The sequence below is a fragment of the Halomicrobium sp. HArcel3 genome (assembly GCF_058933135.1).
This window is the reverse complement of record NZ_JBZYDN010000010.1, coordinates 62252-77724: the sequence shown is the minus strand read 5'-3', so window position 1 is coordinate 77724 and position 15473 is coordinate 62252. Positions and strand designations below refer to the sequence as shown.

Below are 15473 nucleotides of genomic sequence, written 5' to 3'. Positions count from 1 at the left end.
TTCCTCACAGTAGCGTCGGACCCGAACCACGACACTAGACGATCGACGGCTTGCTCGCTGGCTCGTCGTTTCTGACTCGCCGAGCGACGTCCCCCATCGTTTCGACGGTCACGTCTGTCTCTCGACGGGCGCGGTCGACGGTCGCGAGCACCCGTTCCATCCGTTCCCGGTCGTGCTCGTCGACGACGTTGTGGGGGTGGAGCCAGAGGTGGAGTAGACCGTCCGTTTCCCGGAGCGCGTCGACCCCCAGGCGGACGGCATCCACGATGGGGTCGTCGTGGACCCCCTCGATGATTCTTCGTACGAGGCCTTCGAAACAGAATAGATACAGCGAAGCGGGGACGTTCACGAGCCCGTACTCGTCGACGGCCGGTCGCACGATCGGGGGCGAGTTCCGGGTCCTGAGACCGTTCCAGAGCTTCTCGACGGGCCCCCGCTCGGCAGGTGCCGATCCCCGATAGCAGGCGAATCCATGTTCCGCGAGTAACTCGCGGTACCCGACCTCGTTCACCGGAAAAACGAACGATCGTAGTTCGCTAGCGTACGGTGCGAGCGTCTCGGCAGCGGCCGCACACTCCGACTCGGCCAGGTCCCGGTTCATGCGTTCGTGGGCGAAGTGGACGTGGCTGAAGCCGTGACTCGCCAGTTCATGGTCGGCGTCGGCGTCTGCGATCTGGTCGACCAGTCCGTTGGCGAACCACGCGTCGTCCCTCGGAATGCCGGCCGGGGTGTCGACGCAACACTGCGATCCGGCCGGATGGTTGGTGTGACCGCCTGCACAGTCTTCGAGGAACAGGTGCCCGACGACCGCCCACGTCGCGGGAATCTCGTACTCGTCGAAGAGTCCGAGGAGGTCGGTCCACGCGGACCGAGCGTCACGGATTCGCGCGGCGGGAAGTGGCCGCTCGTGGTGGAACCCCCACCCGAGCTCGGCGTCGAGAGAGATAACGACTGATCCCATTATCGGATCCGACCACGCCGCCGGCCAAGGTTATGGATGTGATAAAACGGCGTCAGTGCGGGACTTTCACCCGTGTTGGCCCTCCGCATTTCGGCGAAACGGCTGACGGAGCCGACGCAGACGTATGCGGCTTTGCCACGAGGCCGTCCGACCTGGCACATATCACGCGAATTACGTCTCCATCGCCGAATCCGGCCCGATCGGGCGCGGTATCTGAGCGCATGCCGGAGTTTTTCGACCGCCTACTCAGTCGCCCCTGGCGGCAGGCATCCTCGTCACCTGAGGCCGGAACGCGAGCGTGCGCTCGGATAGCTGGTGTATAATAATTCCAGTGAGGGCCGACTATCTATGCAAACTGTCCGCCCGCGATCCATATTCGACGGGGTCCGCCTCTCCGCGACGTATTGCAGGGAACAGACGCGTTCCCTGTCTTCTGATGCGGTGGGTCGGAAACGGGCAGCTGCTATATCATATGTCACGGAACATTGTCAGCGGCGTCCTCTCGGTCGTCTCGGCGAAAGTGGTCACGCTGGTCATCGGTCTCGTGGCTTCGCCGCTCCTGTATCGAATGCTCGGACCAGCAAAGTTCGGGGAGTACGCGACGGTCCTCTCGACACACGCGCTGCTCATGATCTTCGTCAGCTCGGGCATCACGCGTGGCGTCCAGAAGTACGTCGCCGAGGACCGCTATTTGCCCGACTGGGAAGCACACGTCGTGGGGTTCTACTTTCGTCTCGCAGTCGCGCTCGCTACCGCCGGGGCGCTCGTGTACTTCCTGGCCGTTCGGTTCGGGGTGATAGCGTGGCTGTACGACCCGACGTTCGAGACGTACTTCCTGATCATGATCGCTGCGGTCGTGAGTTCGCAGACCTGGTCGTTCGCTCGGCGGGGACTGATGGGTCTCGGTCTCGAGCGCCACTCCGAGCCGTTGATGATCGTCAAATGGGTGGGTTTCGGCGTTCTCGCGCTTGGATTCGTCTCGCTTGGATACGGCGTCGTTGGCGCACTGGCCGGGCAGATGCTCGGGACGCTGATCGCCGCAATTGGTGGGATGCTTCTGGTCGTCCGACAGGTCGGCGTCCGGGCACTCGTACGCAACCCCCACCCGGGGTTCCCGCGCGAGAAGATATTCACCTACAACACGAGCGCCATCGCCCTGTCGTTCCTGATGCTGTCGCTGTACCACGTCGACGTCATCATGCTCCAGAATCTGCGCGGGGGTGACATGGTCGGCCACTACAAGGCGGCGCTCAAACTCGCCGAGTTCCTCTGGTTCGTCCCGGCGACGATCCAGTCGGTGTACATCCACTCGACATCCGAGATGTGGTCCAAGGGGCAGTTAGACCGGGTGGCGAACATCGCCTCGAAGACGACGCGGTACACGCTCCTGTTGACGTGTCTCATGTGTCTCGGGCTGGCGTCACTCGCCGAGACAGTGGTTCCGATATACTGGGGCCAGGACGCGACGCCGGTGGTTACGCCCCTGCTGTTCTTGCTCCCCGGCGCCCTCGGCTTCGCGGCGGTCCGGCCGACGCTCGCCATCGAGGAGGGCCACGGCAACCTGCGATACTCGCTGTACGCGACGGGCGCTGCGGCGGGGATCAACTTCGTCCTCAACGCGATACTGATCCCCGTCGCCGGGATGCGGGGCGCGGCCGTCGCGACGAGCGTCGGCTACGGGTCGATGTTCCTCTTCCACGTCTGGAGCGCTCGCAAGCTCGGTTTCAACCCGCTGAGTGATTCGCGACTCGCCCGCATCGCCGTGACGGCAGGGCTGTCGGCGGTCCCCATCTTCCTGCTCCCGACGGTCCTGTCCGGCTGGGTCGCCATCGTCGTCGTTCCGCCCGTCGGCCTCGCGGTCTTCCTCGCGCTCTCCTTCGCGACGGGGGCACTCGACGTCGAGGAGTGCTGGGACCTCCTCTCGGCGTTCCCTGGACCGGTTCCCGGACTCGTCGCCCGCGCACGCGACCCCGACCGGCCGGCGCTGATGAGCAAACGCGCCGTCGTCAACGGCCAGCGCTGGCTCGCCGTCCTCGGTATCCTGCTGTTCGCGGCCGGGACAGGGTTCGCGCTCGCCACGGCGGTGCTGGACGACGGCGGCAACGAATCGACGGCGATGAACGGCACCGAGACGCCGATCCCGACCGACGCGACGCCCGGTCCGACGACGGCCTCGGACAGCGAGACCACTGCTTCGTCGTCGTCGGACGGGACGGGAACGGTCGACCGGGGTCAGCGCGAGAGCGATAGCGTCACACCGATCGACATCAGGACCGACGCGGACGACGGAGACGACGACACCGGTGGATCCGGCTCGTCCGGCGGGTCCGACTCTTCGGACGACTCCGGTGGGTCGGACGGGTCCGGTTCATCGGGTGGGTCCGACGGTTCCGATGACTCCGACGACACGGAGACGGAGACCGAGACGGATACCCCGACCGAGACGGACACGGAAAACGGGACGGACAGCCCGACAGAGACCGAGACGGACACTGACACGGAGACGGACACGGAAACCGAGACGGAGACCGATACCGACACCGAGACGGACAACGCGACCGAGACGGACACGGATACCGAGACGGACAGCCCGACAGAGACCGAGACGGACACTGACACGGAGACGGACACGGAAACCGAGACGGAGACCGAGACGGAGACCGAGACGGACACCGCGACCGAGACCGACACGGATACCGAGACTGATACGCCGGAGGACACGGCCACCGAGACCCAGACAGACGGGACTGGGACTGACGATACCGAAACAGACGGGTCGACGACAGACACGACGTCCGGCGACGAGACCGAATCGACGGACGACTCGGGATCCGGCGGGATCCTCTCGCTGGTACGGTTCCCGACGAGTTTCTAACCGGACCGCACCCGTAGCCTCCGGCCCAGGCCCGCCGGCACCTGGCCGTTTACCCGGTGACTAGTAATTCAGGAGCGGGGTATCTCGTGTACTATGACTACCGTCAGCGTCGTCATTCCGACGTACAACCGGGCCGACGTGTTGCCACGGGCGGTCGGGAGCGTCCTCGACCAGACCGTCACGGACCTGGAACTGCTCGTCGTCGACGACGGGTCGACCGACGGGACGGTCGCGCTCCTCGAAGCGTACGACGACGAGCGACTGCGCGTCGTCGAACACGAGACGAACCAGGGGGCTAACGCGGCGCGAAACACGGGTATCCGGGAGGCCGAGGGCGAGTACGTCGCCTTCCTCGACTCCGACGACGAGTGGCACCCCCGAAAGCTGGAGCGTCAGCTCGACCGCGTTCGGGATAGCGACTACGTCGCCGCGTACTGCGACTCCGAGCGCTCGCATTCCGGCCTCGGCGGTCGCGTCATCGGGGCAGTGGCGTCGCTGCTGGCCAGGGCCGACGGCGACGTCCCCATGGAGGGCGGGACGGAACTGGCCGGCGAGATCCTCGCAGACAACCTCCACTCCGGTGCGGGGTCGACACTGCTCGTCGAGACCGGGGTCGCCCGCCGCATCGGCGGCTTCGACGAGGAACTCGACCGGTTCCAGGACCCGGAGTTCCTGTTGCGCGTCATCCAGGAAGGGGAACTGGCCTACGTCGACGAACCGCTGGTGGTTCGCTACGAGACGGCGACGCCCGACGCGGAGACGATACGCCGGGCGGACGAGGAGTACCTGGCCAAGCACGACGCGCTCGTCAGGGAGGTCGAGTCCCAGGGCTACCGCGTCCGGCAGGCTCACGAACTCCTGCTCGGGATGCGCTTCCTCGAGGAGGGGAAGTTCGCGCCCGCCGGCGCCCACCTCCTGCGAGCCGACGTCCCGGCGCGCCACTGGCCGGGACTCGCCTGGGCTGGCGTCTCTGGGTTCCGACATCGCGCCTCCACCCCGGCGACCGTCGTGGTCGGACTCGTGGCGGTCACCGTTCTGTACGGCGTGGTCACGGCGGTCAGATCCCTGGAATGAGCCGGGACACGCGGGCTTAACCAACAGATAATAACGGTCGTGCGGTCCAGAGGTTTGGCCGATGACCCGAAGGTTCGGCTGGTTTCTCGATCTGGCGTTCGTCGTACTCTGGACCTGTTTCACTGTCACGCTCGTCTCACAGGGGGCGACTGGCTGGTTACGCGCGGCGGCGATCGTCCCGTTCGTGACGCTCTTTCCCGGCTACACGCTCCTCGCCACCCTGTTCCCGCAGGGAGGGACTCACCGGACGTATCCCTTCGACCGGAACGAGAGCGGGCTCGAGAACCCGATGCCCACGAAGTCCGGCGTCGACGGGGCCGAGCGATTCGCATTCTCGGTCCTCCTGAGCGTCGTCGTCGTGGCGGTGGTCGCGTTGATCGCGAACTTCACTCCCTGGGGCGTCAGCGTCGTCCCGATCCTGTTCGGCGTTGCCGGCTGGACGCTGCTGTGGACGCTGGGGGCGCTGGTCCGCCGGGTTCGGCTCGACCCGGCGGAGCGATACGTTCCCCGACCGCTGGGGCTCGTCTCCGCACTCCGGTTCTCCGGTGGCCCGTCCGCGTCGTGGGGGAACGAGTCCCGTTCGACGATGTTCGACGTCGCGCTCGGACTCTCGATTCTGGTGTTCGCGACGAGCCTCGGCTACGCCGCGGTGAATCCGCCACAGGAGACCAAGGCGGCGGGATTCACCGAGTTCTACGTCGAGACCGAGAACATCTCCGGTGACGTGGAGTCGACGTATCCCTCGCAGTTCGCGCCCGGACAGACCCGGACGTTGCCCGTCGGAATCGAGAACCACGAGCAGCGGTCCGTCGACTACCACCTGGTCGTCCTCGAACAGCGGGTGGACGGCGCCGGCGAGAACGCGTCGGTGCGCTCCGAGGCGGAACTCGACCGGCGAACGGTGGCGCTCGACCACGGCGAGCGGACGGTCCTCCCGCTGTCGGTCTCACCGACCGGGACCGGGACCGACCGCCGCCTCGTCGTCCTGCTGTACGAAGACAGTCCGCCAGCGGATCCCGCTATCGATTCGGCTTACCGGTCCCTCAGGCTCCCGATCGACGTCACGACCGACGCCGACGCCGGGGGTGCCTGAGTCGGATGTGGCCCTGGGAACACCTCGCCGTCGGCTACCTCCTCTACTCGGCACTCACGCGATACTGGTCCGGTAACCCGCCGACGACGGCGGCGTTCGTCGTCGTCGCGTTCGGGACGCAGTTCCCCGACCTGGTCGACAAACCGCTCGGGTGGCTGCTGGACCTTTTCCAGGGTGGCGTCTCGGTCGCCCACTCGGTGTTCACCGCCGTCGCGCTCTCGGCCGTCGTCGTCGCCCTCACTCGTCGGGTCGGACGGCCGAAACTCGGCGCGGCGTTCGTCGTCGGCTACCTCTCCCACCTCCCCGCCGACGCGGTGTACGGGGCGGTGTTCGACGGACAGATCAAACTCCGACCGTTCTTCTGGCCGCTCGTCGAGGCGGCCCCCTCCGCGAGCAGCGGCTTCCTCGACAACGTCGCGTACTACGCGCTTCGGTTCCTGTTCTTCCTCACGACGGACCGCGGGCTGGCGTTCCTGTCGCTGGAGCTCCTGTTGCTGTCGTTCACTGCCTGGATATGGTTCCGGGACGGCTGTCCGGGCGTGCCGTCCAGGGGTGCCGTCACGGACCTCCGGTGACGAACCGTTCTTACGTCGTCGTCGCCGCTGGCGGTTGCGTGCACATGCGGACTTCGTCGTTGGTGTAGACGACGGCCATCTCCGGGCGACAGACCGCGGATTCGTTGACGTCACGACTCACGCCGAACCCCTGACTGTTCTCGAAGAACGTCGTGTCTCTCGCTTGCTCCTGCCGGTAGACGACCATCTCGTGGTCGACCGGGTCGGTCCCGTTGATCCCGGCAGTCCGGGACGGATACGCCCCGTTTCGATTCAACACCGTCTGGTAGGGGTGGTCAGTGTAGAGCAACTGTTCCGGGAGGATGTTCGCGCTGTCCGGCGATCCGGTGATCCGCCCGATGGTGTCGACGGCGGCCAGTTCCTGCTGATTGTAGGCGAGCTGTGCACCCTGTCCCTCGAACACCGGGTTGTCGACCGTCCCGTTCGCCGACACCATCATCACCGTCGGAAACGCGGCCGCGAAGAGAAGCAGGACGACGACGACGATGCGTCGATTGAGAGATAGTTCGAGGTGGCGGAGGCCGATGACGGTCAGCAGGACGAGCGGGAGGTAGAGGAACGCGAACCAGCGCTGGGGGATGAAGCTCCGGATGCCGAACATGGGGAGTCCGAGGACGAACACGAGCATGATAGCCGCGCTGAACAGCAGCGTGAACGTCGACTGGCGGGCCCGCGTTCGGTTGACGACGTAGAGACAGCCGAGGAAGGTCCCGAAGAGGAGGAGCAGGAAGCCGAGCGTGTCGATGTACGGAACGAGGACGTCGATCAGCGTCGGGTCGGCACCCTCGGAGGCTGCGCCGTCCGCGGAGCTCGGGCCAGCGAGGTTCAACACGCCCGCGCTCGAGATCAGCGTCTGCCGGAGGTAGCTCAGTAGCGTCAGGAGGAACGTATCTCCCTTGTAGGGGGTCATCGACCAGAGGAACGTACTGAAGCCGAGGTCGAACGCGATGAGGCCGGCGATGTTGACCGGCTGGTTGATGCGGAACACGTCTGGGTCGAGGATAGAGGGCCGGAACACGTCCAGTCCCATGAAGAGGTACGCGAGGAACGCGCCGCCGAGCATCACGAGCGTGATGAACGAGGACACCTGGTGGGTCAGGATGATGGCGATGCTGAGGACGAACATGAACGACAGTGCGACTCTGTCCTGACCCGTCCGCATCGTCCGGACGAGCCAGTAACAGAGCCCGAGAAACAGCACCAGCCCCATGCTCGTCGGGATGAGGTGGATCCCCCACTCGATGACGTAATCGCCCACGGAGTACAGCATCGCGGCGAAGGCGGCCCACCGCTCGTCGACGAGCAGGTTCGCCGACGCGAAGACGAGGAGCACGGAGACCGGCATCACGACTCCGAGTGACAGGTAGAGGCCGAGGCGAAGCGAGACGTCTCCGAGTAGCGCCGTCGCGACGACGAGCAGGTGGTACAGCGGTGAGGTGTAGTGTTTGTTGTCGCTGATCGCTTCCAGGGATTCGGCAGCGAAGACGTCCCCCGCCAGCCCGGTGATGTGCGTCCAGATGTCGATACCGATCAGTCCCGGTGTCGTGTACAGCGCGGCGAACCTGACGACGGCCGCCAGTGCGACGATCTGTACCAGCACGCGCGTCCTGTTGAACCCCTCGGAGCGAACGAACGCTATCTGCAGGAAGATCAGCGTCCCGGTCAGTCCAGCGACGACCAGGAACCGGGGCGAACGCTGGCCGTCCTGGACCGCCAGCGCGACGAGAACGGCGAGGCACAGAAACACCAGTGACGGGAGCGCTCGCCTGAACCCCTTCGAGAGGGTCGGCAACTCCTGAATGCGGGGGGACGATCGATACGTCGCCAGCAGGTAGATGATACACGAACTGCCGAGGACGATCGGTATCGTCCGGATGTATATCTGCGAGGCGAAGAAGCGAAGCGGGAACAGGGCGAGTGCGATCAGGAGTCCGACGGCCGCGGCGACGATGTCGAATCGCGCCGTCGCGACCCGGTGACGGAGCGCGCTACTCATCGGTGCCCCTCCAGCGGCCGCGTGTTGCCAGTCGGTGCGCTGGTCCCTGAACCGACCGCAGCTGGGTTGGCCCGTCGATGCGCGTCGTCGGTCGCAGATGATCCTTGTTCACGTGGAAGTCTCCTCCGTGTTCGCCATCGGGCGTACGTCCTCAGACGAGAGAGACGACAGATCGTCGAGGCAGTTGGGCCCGCTGGTGCACCACGCCTGGACGACCGTGACGGCCGTCGTGTCGTCTTCGTCATGGGCGCGGCTGGGGATACGGGATTCACGCTCTGCGTTTCCCTTACTACACAGCTGCTAACCACCCGTTCGGGCCGGCGACGGGACCGCTCTCCGGCGGCCGATTGCGGGCTTATGACATTGCTAAACACGCTCCGATTCCGCTCACTGAACGAATACGGGCCATTCGTGCACGTTCCTCGGACGCTGCGCGCAGCTTCGACCCTCGTCGGCGAGTTCGACGAACGACGGGGCGACGTTCGGCTCCGACTGGGCGGCGTTCGATTGGGTCCGTCGTGAGACGAACAGCGACGAGGACGATTTCTCGGGGATCGATCGAATATACTGACACTGTCGTCACCGTGGCCGACCGGGGCGACGCGCTCGACGAGTTGTGTGCTCACGGGTGAATTTCGCGCGCAGTCTCGGCGGTCACCGCAGCCCGTGTGTAGCGAGACCATGGCCGACACGATATCCTGCCAACCCAAGATGAGCCGGGAAAGGGGGCCCGTCAGTGTGAACGGCCGCTCCCGAGGCACTGGGTTCTGATTGGGCCCGTGACTCGTGTACGCACCGGAGTGTCGGATAGATCGACAGTCACGGAACGCGTTTCGAAGCGGCTGGAATCTGGACTGTCGCGGATTCGCTCTCACGCAGACGACCAGTCCCGTCGGACCAGCGACTTCTCGCCGACTCGATAGCCGGCCTTTCCAGAACTTAATATCGAAATATCTCCGACTACGGCCCGTATAGTATATGCCCCAGGGGGTTAGCTTCAACTATGGCAAAGCAGGAGGCAACACGGGGGATTCGCAGACGGAAGTATCTAACGTCGCTCGCAGGTGGGGTGACTGCCACGGCAGCGGCGTCGGTGGCGACGACGGGGACCGCCGCAGCCGACGTCAGCACCGACCACTACGGATCCGTCGTCGACGTGGTAGACGCCGGAGCGGACAACGAGGGCAACGAGTCCATCACGCCAGTCATCAGGGACGTCATCGAGGACGACACGCTGCTCCAGTTCCCGCCGGGCCGGTACTACATGGACGAACAGGTCCGCTTCACGGACTTCGACAACCTGGGCCTCCGGGGGAACGACGCCACACTGGTACCGGCGAACTGGTACGACTTCGAGGGGCCGCAGTACCGGCTCTTCCGCCTCGGTACGCACTACGCTCCCGGAAAGCACCTCCGCATCGGACACTTCACCGTCGACCAGACGGCCGAGGACACCGGTATCCGCGCGTTCGAGACGTACGCCTCGGACACCCTGGAAGTCCGCAATATCAACGTCGTCGGGCGACACGACAGCGGGACGTGGGGGCCCGGACTGTTCGTCGTCACGGACCCCGACGGCGACGGGCTCGTCAAGGACTTCCGCGCACACGGTGGCGGGACACTCGTCGAGAACTCGCCCGGGGACGGGTACGTCGGCCCGAACGGCATCCTCTGTAACCAGGGCCACGCGGGAACGATACGGTTCGTAGACTGCGAACTCGGCGCGTTTCCGGACAACGGGCTCTACGCGTCGGGCGGAACGGGTCGCGTCATCGTCGAAGGCGGCCGCTACTACAATAGCGGAACCGCGTCGATCCGTATCGGTGCGAGCCGGGGTGACGTCAGGAACGCGACGGTCTTCGTCGACGATCAGCCCTGGGACATCAACCAGGAGGGGATCCGGCTGGAGTACGGCGACTGGCACATCGTGGACGGCGTCACTATCGAGATGGACCAGCCCCACGGCGAAGCGATCCACGTTCAGAACGACGTCGACGGGACGACCATCAAGAACTCGTCGATACGAATGGAGACGCCGGCGTTCCTGGGTGTCGAGATCAATCCCAGTGCCGGGCCGACCTACATCGTCAACACCGAGTTCGAGATGAACGACAGCAACTGTGCCATCCTGGCCGAAGGCGACGACGCCGGCGAAATTGGCGTCGAGAACGTCTCTATCACCGGCGACGCTGAGGGTAATCTGATGCGCCACGCGATACGGTGTGAACGCAACAACGCGTCGTTTCGCTCGGTCACGATCGACCAGACGGCCGGCGAGCAACGCCGCGGCATCGCGTTGCTCGGCCAGGATAGCCTGGTGTACGACTGCGACATCCAGACGTCTGGTCGCGGCATAACTGTCAAGGGTGACGAAGTCTGGATCCAGGACTGTTACTCCAACTCCACGCGCGACGTGAACTCGATTCGGCTGTACGACACGGCCAACGACGTCCGGCTCAAGAACAATACGTTCCCGGACGGCGTCAGCGACTGGGGAGCGACGAACGTCGTCGAGACGGGTACCGAGTACTGAGAGCGGCTCCCCGCCGACGCACCGCTACCGCGTGACCGATCGCGGTGACGGCAGCGAGGCCCGTTCCCCTCGCTCGTCGAGCACTCGCTCGTAGACACCGAGCAACTGCTCGCCCATGGCGTCGAGGCCGAGTCCGTCGAGCACCTCACGGCCGTTCGAGCGCGCGTCGCTCGCGAGTACGTCGTCGAGGGAGGAAGTGAGCGCCGCGTCCGAGTCGGCGACGAACGAGTTGTCGACGTCGGTGAGCGTTCGCTCGACGAACCCCACGTCGGTCGAGACGATGGGGACGTTACAGGCCGCCGCCTCCTTGACCACCATCGGGCCGCTCTCGCGTCGCGAGGTGACGAGCAGGGCGTCGCTCGCGTTCATGTAGTATGGCATCTCCTCGTAGTCGACGCCGCTGACCTGCTTCAACTCCGCGTCCGCGGTGCACCCTTCTACGATCCGCCTGGCCCGCGGGTAGTCCTTCTCCGGGCGCGTCGACTCGTACGGGAAGAGGACGTAGGTTCCGTCGAGGTCCCACCCGACGCGCTCACGGGCTTCGTCCCTGGGAATCGGTCGGAACATATCCGCGTCGATGCCGAACGGGACGACGGCGTTGTTGACGGACAGCTCGCCGGTCATCGCGTCGCTGGGCACCACGACCCCGTCGGCGCGCCGAGCACCGAACCGACTGAGTGCCGTGAGCCACCGGCGGTCGCTCATCAGGTCGGTCCCCCAGAGCGTGCACACGACGGGACGCGTCGGTTGCGCGAGCGCGAACGGGAGTGTCAGTCCGTAGTTGGCGTGGACGACGTCGTATCCGTCGAGCGAGTGGCCGAGGACCGCGGGCGCGTACTTCAGGTAGTCGCCGACGCTTCGCGGCGAGTCCGGGCGATGGCTGCCGGGAATGGCCAGCGTCGTGCAGTCGACTCCCTGTCGTTCGAGCGCTGTCACCTGGTTCTCGAAGAACGATCGCGGCGTCGTCGTCAGCTGTAGCACCTTCATGGTTCGACTGGTGCCGCGGTACCGATCTGGTCCAGAACGACGTCCGTCACGTCGCACTTCTCGGCGAGCAGGCGCTCGCGCCGGTGCTGCCACGGCTCGCCTTCTCCGCCTTCCTGCAGAATCGCCGTGGCCCGATTGACCGCACGGACGTGTCGGTCGTCGTCGGTGAACGCGTGGACGAGTCCGTACTCCGCTTCGAGTTCGGTGAGGTAGCCGAGCGGGAGCGAGTTCACGTAGATGGCCGGCGTCCCGAGGACGGCGCATTCGGCCGCGGTCGTCGCGCCCTCGCCGACGTAGAGGTCGGCGGCGGCGAGCAGGTCGTGGAGGCGTTCGGGCTGGACCGATAGCTCGTAGTCCGTCAGGTCGTCGTCGAGGTCCCCCTCGGCGGTGATGCGGACCGTCGCCCCGGCGGCCTCCAGTCGCTCGACGACGGATCGATGGTCGTCGAAGCCGCCCTCGCCGACGTCGTGGGACGCTCCCCAGTCGCCGAGCCGGAGGACGACGAGCTGGTCGTCGGGCGCGACGTCGACGGCCCCGCGCACGTCCGGGTCCGGCGTGAACCGGTCTGGGTGGAGGTAAGCGAGTTCGTGGTAGCCCGGGTAGCGGTGGTGGTTGTCGCCCAGGTCCGCCTCGAAGCACTCGGGGGTGCAGATGACGTCCGCGAACGGGAAGGAGAGGTTCCGGATGATCGAGGCGTGCTCGGTGTCGTAGAAGACGACGCTCCGCGCGCCGACGAGCGAGGCGACGTGGGAGACGGCCACCCCGCCGACCGCCGTCATCACGTCCGGCTGAATCTCGCGTGCGCGACCGAGTAGCCGGGCCTCGTAGACGAACTGGGCCCGCGCCAGCGAGACGATCGAATCGGACTCGCCGGCCAGTAGTTCGTAGTCGATGTCACAGCGCTCGAGCAGTGCGGTCGACATGGCGTTCTCGCGGGCGAAGACGAACACGTCGTGCCCTTCGTCCTCGAGGGCCGCGATCGCGTGTTTGAAAAAGTGGACGTGGCCCGCGTGCTGTATCGTGACGACGACTCTCATCCGTATTCGCCCTCCGTCGAGTCACCGCCGCGTCGCACGTACGTCTCTCGCAGGCGCCAGAGGTACATCCGGAGCAGCGACAGCGACGTGTACCGAACGTACTGCCAGAAGTCGATAGTACTCTCCTCGTCCCCGTACCGTGCGGGCATCCTGACGTCGGCGACGGCCACGCCGGCGACGTTCAGCCGCGCGAGCAGGTCGTTGAGGTATCCCCAGCCGTCCGGGACCGAATCGAGGTCGATCGCGGCGAGGGCGTCGTAGGAGATGGCGGTGTAGCCGTTCTGGGGGTCCCGCATCCGCCAGTACCCGCTCGAAATCTTGGTGAGGCCTGTCAGGATCACGTTCCCGACGAGGCGGAAGGTCGGCATCTCCTCGCGGGTGCTCGCGTCTGCGAGCCGGTTCCCCTTTGCGAACCCGGCCATTCCCTCGACGACCGGGTCGAGGAGCCGATCCATCCGGGAGAGATCCATCTGGTCGTCGGCGTCGATGCTGACGGTGACGTCCATCCCGTCGAGCAGCGCGTGGCGATAGCCGGTCTTCAGGGCGCCGCCGGCGCCCGCGTTCTGGTCGTGGCGGATGGGGACAACGGTCGTACCCAACGTCCCTCCGTCGGCCACGGGCGTCGCTCTGGTCGCCGTCGCCGCGGACGACGCAGTTTCGGCCGTCGGTTCACAGGTCGCGTGGTCACAGATGACCTCCCAGGTCCCGTCCGTCGAGCAGTCGTCGACGGCGTAGACCCGGTCGACGAACGACGGCACCTTCTCGATGACCGTTCCGACGTGTTCGACCTCGTTGTACGCTGGAACGACCACCCCGACGGTGTGGTCGCGGTACATCTACACCCTCCGGTAACTGACAGACTCGGGGAGGAGCGACCGGTCGACCGTCCCGTCGACGTCGACGATGGCCGGGTCGTCGTCGAGTCGGTCGGCCAGGACGCGCGGGTCCACGTCGCGGAACTCCTCGTGGGGCGTCGCCAGGAGGAGGCCGTCGAATCCCTCCAGCGACAGGGTCGCCTGTGCTTCGACGTCGAACTGCGCCTCGATCGCCTCGTCGTCGGCGTAGGGGTCGTGGCCGACGACGTCGATCCCGTACTCCTCGAGCGCGGCGATGACGTCGGCGACTTTCGAACTTCGCAGGTCGCCCACGTTGGGTTTGTACGAGAGCCCGAGCACGAGCACGCGGCTCTCGCCGAGGGGGTGTCCCGCCTCACTCAGCGCCTTCACCATCAGGTCGGCGACGTGGTGGGGCATCGACTCGTTGACCGCGCGGGCGGTCTGGATCAGTTCGGGCTCGGCTCCCGCCTGGCGAGCGCGGTACGCGAGGAAGTGCGGATCGACGGGGATGCAGTGGCCACCGACCAGTCCGGGTTCGTACTCGTGGAAGTTCCACTTGGTCCCCGCGGCTTCGAGGACGGCGCGCGTGTCGACGTCGAGTTCCTCGAACACGGTCGCGAGTTCGTTGACCAGCGCGATGTTGAGGTCCCGCTGGACGTTCTCGATGACTTTCGCGGATTCGGCCACCTCCATCGAGGGTGCCCGGTGGACGCCGGCGTCGACGAGCAGGTCGTACAGTGCCGCCACGTCCTCTCTGACGGTCTCGTCCTGGCCGCTGACGACCTTGATGACGTTCGAGAGGCCGTGTTCCTCGTCGCCGGGATTGGCCCGCTCGGGTGAGTAGCCGACGAAGAAGTCCTCACCACAGGTCATCCCCGAGCCGCGTTCGATCGCCGGCGCGAACTCCTGGCGCGTCGCACCGGGATACACCGTCGATTCGAGGACGACGGTCGTCCCGCGGGTCATGTGCTGTCCGACCTCCTCGCCCGCCGCGACGACGTACTCCATGCTCGGGCGGTCGTCGTCGTCGACCGGCGTCGGAACCGTGACGACGACGTATTCGGCGCGTGAGATGGCGTCCGGGCTCGTCGTGAACGACACCTCGCTCTCCACGATGGCCTCGTCACCGAGGTCGCCCGTCGTGTCCGTCCCCGCTTCCAGTGCAGCGATGGTCTCCTGACTGACGTCGTAGCCGACGACGTCGAAACCGGTGTCGTCGAAGCCCACCGCCAGTGGGAGGCCGACGTAGCCGAGACCGACGACGGCGACTGTGGTCGCCGTCGGGTCGAGCAACTGGTTCTCGCGTTCCGTTTCGATGCCTTCGAGTCCGTCGTCCGGTTCTGAGAGGGAGTTCATGGTGTCTGGTCTTCGTCGGCCGGCTGGGACACGACCACGTCGCCGCGCCGGTCGTCGCCTGGGTTGCGGCTGTGGCAGTCCGCGGCCGGGCCGAACTCGTTACTTCCTGAGGCGTACCGACCCATTCCTATACAGCGGATAAGCCAGAAT

11 protein-coding genes are annotated in these 15473 nt (G+C 65.9%); 5 read left to right on the top strand and 6 right to left on the bottom strand.

Features of this window, described 5'->3' with window-relative positions; genetic code table 11:
* Window positions 1–34: 34 nt before the first annotated feature.
* On the bottom strand, window positions 35–961 hold the full coding sequence (locus tag AC5FRV_RS18965) for a polysaccharide deacetylase family protein (protein ID WP_493562657.1): 927 nt from the start codon (window positions 959–961) through the stop codon (window positions 35–37).
* A 472-nt stretch (window positions 962–1433) separates the two neighbouring features.
* Here AC5FRV_RS18965 and AC5FRV_RS18960 point away from each other — a divergent pair, with 472 nt between their 5' ends.
* The 4 genes from AC5FRV_RS18960 (at window position 1434) to AC5FRV_RS18945 (ending at window position 6578) form a co-directional block, all read left to right on the top strand.
* A complete protein-coding gene (locus AC5FRV_RS18960; RefSeq protein ID WP_493562656.1) occupies window positions 1434–3836 on the top strand; it encodes a lipopolysaccharide biosynthesis protein in 2403 nt (800 codons plus the stop codon).
* Window positions 3837–3929: 93 nt separating this feature from the next.
* On the top strand, window positions 3930–4910 hold the full coding sequence (locus tag AC5FRV_RS18955) for a glycosyltransferase family 2 protein (RefSeq protein ID WP_493562655.1): 981 nt from the start codon (window positions 3930–3932) through the stop codon (window positions 4908–4910).
* A gap of 61 nt (window positions 4911–4971) precedes the next feature.
* The gene (locus tag AC5FRV_RS18950) at window positions 4972–6003 is read left to right on the top strand and encodes a DUF1616 domain-containing protein (protein WP_493562654.1); all 1032 of its coding nucleotides are present in this window, start codon (window positions 4972–4974) and stop codon (window positions 6001–6003) included.
* 5 nt (window positions 6004–6008) lie between these two features.
* The gene (locus AC5FRV_RS18945; RefSeq protein WP_493562653.1) at window positions 6009–6578 is read left to right on the top strand and encodes a metal-dependent hydrolase; all 570 of its coding nucleotides are present in this window, start codon (window positions 6009–6011) and stop codon (window positions 6576–6578) included.
* A gap of 10 nt (window positions 6579–6588) precedes the next feature.
* Here AC5FRV_RS18945 and AC5FRV_RS18940 read toward each other — a convergent pair whose 3' ends face one another.
* Entirely contained in the window at window positions 6589–8574 is a 1986-nt protein-coding gene (locus tag AC5FRV_RS18940) for a hypothetical protein (RefSeq protein WP_493562652.1), read from the bottom strand.
* A gap of 1069 nt (window positions 8575–9643) precedes the next feature.
* Between AC5FRV_RS18940 and AC5FRV_RS18935 the strand changes: the two genes are divergently transcribed.
* On the top strand, window positions 9644–11107 hold the full coding sequence (locus AC5FRV_RS18935) for a hypothetical protein (protein ID WP_493562651.1): 1464 nt from the start codon (window positions 9644–9646) through the stop codon (window positions 11105–11107).
* Window positions 11108–11131: 24 nt separating this feature from the next.
* Here the strand turns inward: AC5FRV_RS18935 and AC5FRV_RS18930 are convergent, their stop codons facing one another.
* Genes AC5FRV_RS18930 through AC5FRV_RS18915 form a run of 4 tightly spaced genes read right to left on the bottom strand, consistent with a single transcriptional unit; the run spans window position 11132 to window position 15323 of the window.
* On the bottom strand, window positions 11132–12094 hold the full coding sequence (locus AC5FRV_RS18930) for a glycosyltransferase family 4 protein (RefSeq protein ID WP_493562650.1): 963 nt from the start codon (window positions 12092–12094) through the stop codon (window positions 11132–11134).
* Window positions 12091–13131, bottom strand: coding sequence for a DUF354 domain-containing protein (locus tag AC5FRV_RS18925; protein ID WP_493562649.1), 1041 nt, complete (start codon window positions 13129–13131; stop codon window positions 12091–12093). The genes AC5FRV_RS18930 and AC5FRV_RS18925 overlap by 4 nt, the downstream gene beginning before the upstream one ends.
* Complete coding sequence (locus AC5FRV_RS18920) at window positions 13128–13967, bottom strand: glycosyltransferase family 2 protein (protein ID WP_493562648.1); 840 nt, start codon at window positions 13965–13967, stop codon at window positions 13128–13130. The genes AC5FRV_RS18925 and AC5FRV_RS18920 overlap by 4 nt, the downstream gene beginning before the upstream one ends.
* A complete protein-coding gene (locus AC5FRV_RS18915; protein ID WP_493562647.1) occupies window positions 13968–15323 on the bottom strand; it encodes a nucleotide sugar dehydrogenase in 1356 nt (451 codons plus the stop codon). It lies immediately after the preceding gene.
* Between the last annotated feature and the right edge of the window lie 150 nt (window positions 15324–15473).

Bases quoted from the DNA above. Each gene is read 5' to 3' on its own strand.
- AC5FRV_RS18960 (WP_493562656.1), top strand. From the start codon at position 1,434: ATGTCACGGAACATTGTCAGCGGCGTCCTCTCGGTCGTCTCGGCGAAA.
- AC5FRV_RS18945 (WP_493562653.1), top strand. From the start codon at position 6,009: ATGTGGCCCTGGGAACACCTCGCCGTCGGCTACCTCCTCTACTCGGCA.
- AC5FRV_RS18920 (WP_493562648.1), bottom strand. From the start codon at position 13,967: ATGTACCGCGACCACACCGTCGGGGTGGTCGTTCCAGCGTACAACGAG.
- AC5FRV_RS18915 (WP_493562647.1), bottom strand. From the start codon at position 15,323: ATGAACTCCCTCTCAGAACCGGACGACGGACTCGAAGGCATCGAAACG.
- AC5FRV_RS18965 (WP_493562657.1), bottom strand. From the start codon at position 961: ATGGGATCAGTCGTTATCTCTCTCGACGCCGAGCTCGGGTGGGGGTTC.
- AC5FRV_RS18955 (WP_493562655.1), top strand. From the start codon at position 3,930: ATGACTACCGTCAGCGTCGTCATTCCGACGTACAACCGGGCCGACGTG.
- AC5FRV_RS18925 (WP_493562649.1), bottom strand. From the start codon at position 13,131: ATGAGAGTCGTCGTCACGATACAGCACGCGGGCCACGTCCACTTTTTC.
- AC5FRV_RS18940 (WP_493562652.1), bottom strand. From the start codon at position 8,574: ATGAGTAGCGCGCTCCGTCACCGGGTCGCGACGGCGCGATTCGACATC.
- AC5FRV_RS18930 (WP_493562650.1), bottom strand. From the start codon at position 12,094: ATGAAGGTGCTACAGCTGACGACGACGCCGCGATCGTTCTTCGAGAAC.
- AC5FRV_RS18950 (WP_493562654.1), top strand. From the start codon at position 4,972: ATGACCCGAAGGTTCGGCTGGTTTCTCGATCTGGCGTTCGTCGTACTC.